11 protein-coding genes are annotated in these 8,093 nt (G+C 66.3%); 1 reads left to right on the forward strand and 10 read right to left on the reverse strand.

What is annotated here, in order from left to right; translation table 11 throughout:
• Positions 1–92 precede the first annotated feature (92 nt).
• On the forward strand, positions 93–1,199 hold the full coding sequence (locus WFI16_RS26590; protein ID WP_419900873.1) for an AAA family ATPase: 1,107 nt from the start codon (positions 93–95) through the stop codon (positions 1,197–1,199).
• Between the two features lie 127 nt (positions 1,200–1,326).
• Here WFI16_RS26590 and WFI16_RS26595 read toward each other — a convergent pair whose 3' ends face one another.
• The 10 genes from WFI16_RS26595 to WFI16_RS26640 all read right to left on the reverse strand — a co-directional run.
• Entirely contained in the window at positions 1,327–1,773 is a 447-nt protein-coding gene (locus tag WFI16_RS26595) for a hypothetical protein (protein ID WP_419900874.1), read from the reverse strand.
• A gap of 73 nt (positions 1,774–1,846) precedes the next feature.
• Complete coding sequence (locus tag WFI16_RS26600) at positions 1,847–3,526, reverse strand: hypothetical protein (RefSeq protein WP_419900875.1); 1,680 nt, start codon at positions 3,524–3,526, stop codon at positions 1,847–1,849.
• Positions 3,516–4,436 carry a DUF7146 domain-containing protein gene (locus tag WFI16_RS26605; RefSeq protein WP_419900876.1) on the reverse strand — a complete coding sequence of 307 codons (921 nt, stop codon included), beginning with the start codon at positions 4,434–4,436 and terminating at the stop codon, positions 3,516–3,518. Before WFI16_RS26605 ends, WFI16_RS26600 begins: the two co-directional genes overlap by 11 nt.
• Positions 4,433–4,678, reverse strand: coding sequence for a hypothetical protein (locus WFI16_RS26610; RefSeq protein WP_419900877.1), 246 nt, complete (start codon positions 4,676–4,678; stop codon positions 4,433–4,435). The genes WFI16_RS26605 and WFI16_RS26610 overlap by 4 nt, the downstream gene beginning before the upstream one ends.
• Entirely contained in the window at positions 4,675–4,893 is a 219-nt protein-coding gene (locus WFI16_RS26615; RefSeq protein WP_419900878.1) for a hypothetical protein, read from the reverse strand. The genes WFI16_RS26610 and WFI16_RS26615 overlap by 4 nt, the downstream gene beginning before the upstream one ends.
• Positions 4,890–6,029, reverse strand: a complete 1,140-nt coding sequence (locus WFI16_RS26620; RefSeq protein ID WP_419900879.1) for a hypothetical protein — start codon at positions 6,027–6,029, stop codon at positions 4,890–4,892. Before WFI16_RS26620 ends, WFI16_RS26615 begins: the two co-directional genes overlap by 4 nt.
• Positions 6,029–6,772 (reverse strand): hypothetical protein, encoded by a 744-nt coding sequence (locus WFI16_RS26625; protein WP_419900880.1) that lies wholly within the window; start codon positions 6,770–6,772, stop codon positions 6,029–6,031. The genes WFI16_RS26620 and WFI16_RS26625 overlap by 1 nt, the downstream gene beginning before the upstream one ends.
• Positions 6,769–7,044: a hypothetical protein gene (locus WFI16_RS26630; protein ID WP_419900881.1), complete on the reverse strand. Its 276-nt coding sequence runs from the start codon at positions 7,042–7,044 to the stop codon at positions 6,769–6,771. The genes WFI16_RS26625 and WFI16_RS26630 overlap by 4 nt, the downstream gene beginning before the upstream one ends.
• Positions 7,041–7,322, reverse strand: a complete 282-nt coding sequence (locus tag WFI16_RS26635) for a hypothetical protein (RefSeq protein WP_419900882.1) — start codon at positions 7,320–7,322, stop codon at positions 7,041–7,043. The genes WFI16_RS26630 and WFI16_RS26635 overlap by 4 nt, the downstream gene beginning before the upstream one ends.
• A gap of 371 nt (positions 7,323–7,693) precedes the next feature.
• On the reverse strand, positions 7,694–8,093 hold a 400-nt coding region (locus WFI16_RS26640), incomplete at its 5' end, for a hypothetical protein (protein ID WP_419900883.1).

Genomic DNA, 8,093 nt, shown 5'->3' on the forward strand with positions numbered 1-8,093 from the left:
GATGCGCTCTGGGATGCCATCCGTGACGCCCTCCCGCAGTTCTCACCGCAGGAGTGTGCCAGCTACTTCACCGCCGCAGGATATGAACCAGAATGATCGGATTATGCTCTAAGATCCACAACGCGACTATAGCTGACCTCGCTAATGCTCGCCGCAAATTAACATCGGAAATATGGCGCTTCATTGTTGAGGAGCGGCATACAGACCTAAAGACTTACGTTGCCACCACCGCGACTATTCAGAAAGCAATTGATGGCCTGAAGGCAAACATTCAGGCGAAGGAGGCTATCCGCTCTACGAAGCTGTTGCGCCAACGAGAGTTGGAAAGTGGAATGACGAGCGTAAAGCCGACAGTTGCGGCAATTAACCGCATTCTCACCATGTATGGCTTTCAGAGCTTCAAACTGGCGGTCGCAGGAGATCGCGACGACATGTACCGCATCGTTCGGCTCGACGGCACCGATGCGGCAAAGACCCTGAGTGAAGGGGAACGTTCCTTTATTACCTTCCTCTACTTCTACCATCTGCTTGCCGGCAGCACTTCAGGCACAGGCACAACGAGTGAAAAGGTCGTGGTCTTCGATGACCCAGTTTCCAGCTTAGATTCTGATGTTCTGTTCATTGTTAGTGCGCTGATACGTCAGATGATTTCCGATGTCTGCGCCGGAAAGAGTTCCGTTCGCCAAATATTCTTACTCACACACAACATATACTTCCACAAAGAAGTCAGTTACGACCGAGACCGTGCATCTAATAGCTGCCGGAAACATGAGACCTTTTGGGTGGTCCGCAAGCGCGATAATGTATCTTCGCTTCACAAGTACGATTTTAACCCAGTAAAAACATCATATGAGCTTTTGTGGGAAGATGTTCGAAATGCAGAGCGTCCAAATCTAACTATTCAAAACACTCTTCGCCGCATTGTTGAGAATTATTTAATTGTTTTGGGTGGGCTGCGGCAGGATGAGATTGTCGCGCAGTTCCACGGTCGAGATGCCCAGGTTTGCGCTTCTCTCTTCTCGTGGATTAACGATGGCTCCCATAGCTCCCATGATGACTTGTACATGGCCGCTGATGACAATGCTGTCCAAAGCTACCTCCGCGTGTTCGCTGAGGTATTCGAAAAGACCGGCCACCGGGCCCATTACAGAATGATGATGCGCATTGGAAGCGATAGCGACGGAGCTTCAGCCACTTGATGCGCGTAGGTGCTATCGATCGAGCGCTTCGCGAGATGGCACCTAACTGCCTCCGTGCTGGTCTGGCTCAGGTGAAGCCGGCCAGCTATGTCGTCAAAGGCTGCAAATTAACCGATCTTGAGCATTCTCAAGCAGTGTCTGCCGACCACCCAATCCGTCGGAGAACAGCTGGGGCCAGGTACAAGTACCTTCCGTCCAACAGGGTCACGTATAGCCATCCGTCCTGGCCTGGGATGATCTCCGCGCCGGGCTCGGCGAGGTAGCGCACCGCCCGCGCCTCTAGGCTTCCCGGGGGCCAGGAGCGGAACGGCACGAAGGGAAGCGGATAGATTAGTGGCGAGGCCACGTCCCTCGCCATCGCGGCGGTGCTGCCGACCTCTCCGGCAGGGGGCGCTTCGGCCGCAATGCGATCAGCTGCCGCCAGAGCCTGCGCAATTTCTGCCTGAGAGGCCTTCAAAGCCGCCAGCAGATCGGCCTGGGGCGGCTGGCTTGCCTGCCACCGTACCCGGTCGCCTTCCAGAAAGAGGCTGACGCCAGCCTCTTCTGCGCGCTGGACCAGGGGATGCTGGCTCATGCGGCGCCTCCCCCAAGCCACGGTACGGGGCTGGCTGTTCCGCCCGTTCCGGCCGTGGCGGCAGCCGGACGGGCTACAGGTCGCCAGTCCATGTCGCGGCCGGTGGCTCGGTGGCGGGGGCGCTCTGGCTGGCGTCGGCGGCACCGGCCCACTCGATGACGACGTGGCGCCCCTTTCGGCCGCCCCCCTCTTGCTGCAGAAGCACGCCGCTACGCCGCAGGGCCGGTGCCAGGCGCCGCAGCCGCTTGCCGAGAGAGGGCGCGTCCCGAGGCCAGTCTCGCTGCTTGATCCTGTCCAGCGAGACGCGCTGGTTCAGGGCTTCCAGCAACTCGGTGGGGGAGCACATCCACCGGCCGCGCTCTTCCGCGAGGCCGCGGATGGCAAGGGCCAGCGCATCGGCCTCGATCACCCCCGCCACCGCCGCTGCCCGGTTCTCTTCCAGGGCGGCCAGCATATCGGCTTCCGTCCATCCAAAGGCCGGCGCCATGGCGGCGCTCAGCCGGGCGAAGTCAGCCATGCGGGGGAGGCGATCGATATGCAGGTTGGGCAGCCGCGCCATGGCGGTGCGCAGGCCGTCCAGCAGCAGCGCCAGGATGCCGGCGCGCGCCGCTTCGAAGTCCTTCCATACCTCCGCCTCGGGCTTGCGCTTGTCGTCGGGGATCGGCGGCAGGGTGATGCTGATGGCTCGGTCAGCGAGGTCGCCGCGTGCCAGCAGGGAAGGGATGCCGTTCAGCAGGATTGGGTTCTGCACGAAGACGGTGCTCTCCTCCCCGTTGGTGTAGAGCATCCGCTCGCCGAAGCCGCCGCCCGAGGCGATGCGGCACAAGGCATCGGCCATGTCCGCATCCAGGCTGGATAGGTTGTCGAAGGCCAGCACGCGGCTGTTGCGCGCGGCGATGACCAGATCGCGCTCTTCGCGGGGCGCGGCGCGGGCATCGGCGTGGTTCGGGTCCACCAGGCGGCGCAGCATCTTGCTGGCCGTCGTCTTGCCAGAGCCCTGCTCACCATCCACTGCCAGGACCGGAAAAGGCCCTTCCGGATAGATGCTGGCCACCAGCCAGGCGACCACTAGCCGCAGCTCGGAACTGGCCTTACCGCCTTCGCCAGGGCGGAGGTTGAGGATGCTGCCGAGCTCGGCGAGGACGGAAACCGGGTCACCGCGCTTCGGGACAGGCAGGGGCATCAACCCACCGGGCCGGATCAGCGGCACGTCGGCTTTTGGCACCAGTTCCCAGCTTTCTGCCGTGACGCGGACCAGCTGCCAGCTGTCATCCCCCAGATCCAGCCACACCACGCCATCCGGGGTTCGGCAGAGCCGCGGGCGGGGATCACGCACTTCGCCGCGCAGTGCCATGGCCTCGGCCGCGCCGATGGCCTCGCTCAAAGCCTGGTCTGGGATGGCGCCGGGTCGCGCTGGCCGGCCGGGCGTGGCCGACTCGACGGGGTAGCGGTCGCCGTAGACCAAGCGCAGCAAGTTCCGAAAATCGCGGCCCCGCACGCCGTAGCGCATCAGCCGCACATCCTGCGGCACCGTCGCATAGGCATCGCCCCGCGCATCGCGCCAGAAGACCGTGCCGAGATCCAGGACAGCATCAAGCACCAGGTCGCGGGCATTGTCGGAGCGCGGCCGGCGTTCCTTCGTCTGCTTGCCGCCCTGTCCAGCCTTCGCGCTCCGCTTCTTCACCGGCAATGCGACCACATTGGCGGCGGACGGCCCATCAACCTCCGCCACGGTGAACCCGTCATCGGGCATCCATCGTCTCCTGTGCCCGGCGCCGGGCAAGAATGTCGGCGAAGTCATCGCCTTGATTGTCAGGGGTGGCGACGCGCACCTTTCGGCCCTCAGCCCGCCACCGTTGCGCGGCAGTCCAGGCGGCCGTCTGTCCCGGCGCGTCGTTGTCGGCTGCGACGAGCACGGCGCGCGCGGCGGGCGGCGGCGGCAGTTCCAGCTGGGCCATGTTGCCGGCGGCCACGGCAGCCCAGGCCGGCCGCTGCATCAGGCAGGAGGCAGCCAGGGCTGTCTCGATGCCCTCGGCGATGCCCAGCGCCGCGTCGGTGGCGGGCTGGTGCAGCATCACGACGCCGCCCGCGACGGCGGCCAGAGTCGCCTTCTGCGGCTCGACAGCCGCCTTGCCGCCACCATCTGGTCGCAGATAAGTGCGGTGGACCGCCAATGGCTCGCCATCGGTCGCCCGACGCACCAGGGCCAGGAGGGCAGGGAGCCTGTCCGGGACCGCGGGATGCGCCGTCCTGGGGTGGAAGCGTAGCTGCTCTCCCCATTCCGGCATGGGGAAGGCGCGCCATGCATCCAGCACACCGCGGGCAGCCAGATAGGCTTCGGCCGGTGTGCCGCCGATCGGGCGGGCTTCATCCCATAGCTGCATGGCCCAGGCGCGTTTCCTGGTGGCGCTGGGGGCGTCCTGCCGCTTCTCCGGCACCGGGGTTGCCGGCGGAGTCCAATCCTGCCCCAGCGCAGCGCGGACAGCTGCCGTGATGGCATCCTTGTCGCCGCAGGAGGCACACCACCAGAGCGGCCGGCCGTCCTGCTGCCGCAGCGAGAAGGTCGTGGGATAGCCGCAAGCCGGGCAGGCGCCGCGCCAACCACCGCCATAGGACTTCCGCAAGCCGAGGCGTTCGGCGATTTCATGGGCGGTGGCGGTCATGAGTGCCCCCGATGACCGCCACCGCCGGCGGCGTTGATGCGGTGCCACTCGCCGCGCGCGGCCGGCTCGAAGGCGGCCCAGGCGGCGGAGACCACGCGACGGGAGGCGCTTCCGGCCATGCCGAGCCGGATCAGGCGCAGCAGCCAATCAAAAGTCTCACTGTCGGCCGAGTGGAACAGGCGGGCGAAGTCGGTTCCGATCCGTTCCACGCCGGGCAGATGGGTTAAATCGGGCCGCGTCATGATGGCGGCACCGGGTCGTGCAACTGCAGGGCGTTACTGCCTTCCTCGATCACGGCCAGCGCCTCAGCGACGCGCCGCCGAACCGTTTCCGGCTCGGCCGCATCGTGGTGGATGGCCAGCATCAGGTCGCGCAGGACCGTCAGAGCGATGCCGCCATCCGCAATCGCGTGGATCAGCGGGGCGGAGGTAGCCAGGAAGGCAAGGGGGCCGGTCATCGTGCCTCCTCCACGCAGGGCGATGCAGTGAGCGCCGCGCCCTCTCCCAGCAGATCGCGGCACAGGCTCCACGCCAGGAGGGCATTGGCGTCGCCGGCCGGCGGAATGCCGCCAGGCGCCAGCCGCGTCAGCAGCGCCGAAGCCTTGGCGCGGTAGCCTGGCAGCGCCGTCGCACGGCGTGCGGTGATGGAGCTCCACAATTCATCGTCCAGCGCGCTCAGCTCTTCCAGCCGCGCCGCGATGGCTGGCGGCACGGCTGGCCGCACCGCGTCCCAGAAGCCTTCAGAAAGCCGCAGCGCTTCGGCGTCGGCGTCACAGAGACGCTTGGAGAGGCTGACCAGCTCGGCATCATCGCTGGCCATGGTGCCGGTGGCGGTGCTGGCAGACTCGGCATCAGGGCGAACTGCGGCGGTAGCTTTGTCGGCGCGCCGGACATGCTTACCCATCATCCAAGACCCGCCGCCGAGGCGAAGGAGGTCATGCACCACGCGCCAGGCCCCGTCCGTGACGGGAGGACGCTCCGGCAAGTCGGCGCCGTCATTGCCGCCGGCTTCCGCCAGTGCCACGCGCGCCTTCGCGATTATGCCTTCCAGGGTGCATGGCTTTGAGCTCCACACGGCATCCCGGGTCTTCGCATAAGCCGCCCAGAGAGGATCTTCCCCGGGGTCAAGGCTGCCGCAGTCGCTGTCGTATGCTTGCATGTTCCTGATGTGCTCGCTGCAGAGGCGGATCAGGCTGTCATCCGATCGGCTGCCTTCCCTGGCAGCAGCCGCACGCGGCGGGGTGGAGGCGCTGCGGGGCTGATCGGCTGCGCGGGACGGCTGCTGCTGGGCCTCCAGCGCATCGGCGAGGGCGCCGAGCTGCTGCAGCAGACCATCCGCTTCCGAGTGCTCCTGGCGGAGGGCGCGAACGAGAAATTCGAGACGGTTTTGAACTGGCAGGCGCTCTCCCCCTCGACGTTCCGGATCGATCGCCGCCCACAGCACGTCGACCCCCTCGCCGAGGCGCTCCAGCGTGTCGTCGAGGCTTGCCCAAGCGGCATCAAACGCGGCGGTGGGGCGGGGGGTGCCGGCAGCCCTGGTGGCGCTGGGCTTCTTCATGCCGGTGGAGGGCGCGGCAGACAGATGGACGGCCATCAGAGTGCGCCTCCAATCGCCAAGCCGAACAGCATCGCCAAAGTCGGCAGGACAAGGGCCGCCAAGTCGCTTCTGAGGGGCAGCGGCGGTCGGGCGCCGGCCTTCACATAGGCTACGGCGCGATTGAAATAGCTGGGGTGGTAGACGGGGGAGGCGGCCAGACAGGCGGTCAGCCGGCAAGGCTGCGGGCGCGCGGGCGCATTCCCGGAATCACCATTCGACATGGTGGGGTCCTTACGGTTTGCATTGCCGGGCAGCGTGCAGTTTCGAGGCCGCGCGCGGTCCGGGGGCTCGAAAACCCGCCGTAAGTCGGGCGCGTGTGTCTTTGGGCGCGTGCCGAAGCACGAACCTTGGACATGCACACACGCCCCCCGGACGAAAGATGCGCGATGACGCTCTGTCGGGGCGATCCGCTTACGGTAGTGACGGAGTTTTCGAGGCTCCGGCGCGGATTCTTCCTCGGTCGCGGCACCGTCGTCAACTATCGGTTTGCTGATGGGCCGGACCGGCATGAAAACGAAGGCGTCCAAGAGGTCGCGCGCCGGGGTTCCCGGCGGCACCTGCCAGCCGGGCGCCAGCAGCAGCGGCGCCAGGCTCTGGCCGCGCTGCAGGCGATGACGCAGATGGGCGCCGGCTTCCCGGCGCTGTTCCTCCAGATCGACTGCACGGGCAGTGGCGGTGAAGAGCGGCAGACCCGCCCGGTGACCCTCCTGCTGGCCGGTGAGCTCGACGGGCGGCGTCATCGCGCCACCTTCCGGGCTTCGTCGGCGAGCGCCTTCCGGGCCTGCACCAGGGCTTCCCGGCTCATGCCGCTGACGATGACATGCCTCAGCGGGTGATCCGGCAGCAGGCCTTCCAGCAGCGGCGCGGCGGCCTCATAGGCCGCTCTGCCGGCGAAGACCGTGGCGATATCGAGCGGGTCGCCAGCCATGGCACGAAGCCGATCCAGAGCAGCGGTCGAGGCGGCCAGAGTTGCCTGTCCCAGCGCCTCGGCGGGGGAGAGGGTGCCAGTCATCCCTCCGCCCCATCGCCACCGGCGGCGGCCCCCATCCCCGCCACCGCGGCGCCCTCCATCGCCTCAAGGGCGATACCTCGGGCCAGCCGCGCACAAATTTCCGGGTCGTGGATCAACGGCTCAAGAAGCGCCGCGGCGGCCCTCTCGCAGATGCTGGTGGCCGATTTGCGCCAGGCCTGCCGCCGCCCTTCGTCAGCGCCGGATTCAGCGAGCTGATGGAGCGTCAACGCGATCTCATAAGCGTGGTCCACCACCGAGCCAATGCCGAGGCGGGCCATCACTTCGCCCCCCGCGCGGCCGCCACCCGGCGCGCCTCGAAGAAGGCCACGATCTCGCCACGGCGCCAGCGGGGGCAGCGGGGCGTCACGTAAATCGCGGGGGGAACATGGCCCGCCCGGACCGCACGCCAGAAGCTGGAGATAGCCAAGCCGCACTCGGCCGCGCATTCGCGAGCGGTCAGCAGGGGGTCGGAGGGCTGATAGACGACCTTCCGCCGGTCGGAGGTATCAATGCCAGGACAGTTCACGGAGCACCTCTTCGTCTCAGGAGTGCTCAGCTAGATATCTGTGCCTCCCGCGAAGGGCGCTTCCGAAATCAGGCGTCGGAATTTCTGGGAATTAGAACCTCCCGATTTTTCCCGGATCGGCGGTCAGTGCATTTTTCCCACGTCATCCACGGAGCGCATGCAGCTCGCCAGCTCTTTCGCAAGGCCGGATAAGCTCGTCCCCGTATCGTCGAAAGGGAGGCCGTCAATGCCCCGCTGGCGGTACCTGCTGAGAACAGCCTGGGTCTCTGTGGTGCCGACCCGATTGTCCCACGGGCCTTTCCATTTTCTCACAGCCTCAGGACCTCGCCCGACCGCATTTGCGACCTCGCCCTCAGCTACATATTTTGCAGCACCGCGACCGCGGCGCCACTCGATGTAGCAAAGCAGCTTCTCCCGGCATCGATCCGCCCCAGCAGGGTTCTGGCCTTTGCCCGTATGCCTCGACGGACGGAACATGTCGGGCACCACCTTCGAGCCTTCGTGCGCCTCGCGAAGCGCGCTT

This window comes from Roseomonas sp. USHLN139 (genome assembly GCF_037145735.1).
Taxonomy (GTDB): Bacteria; Pseudomonadota; Alphaproteobacteria; order Acetobacterales; family Acetobacteraceae; genus Pseudoroseomonas.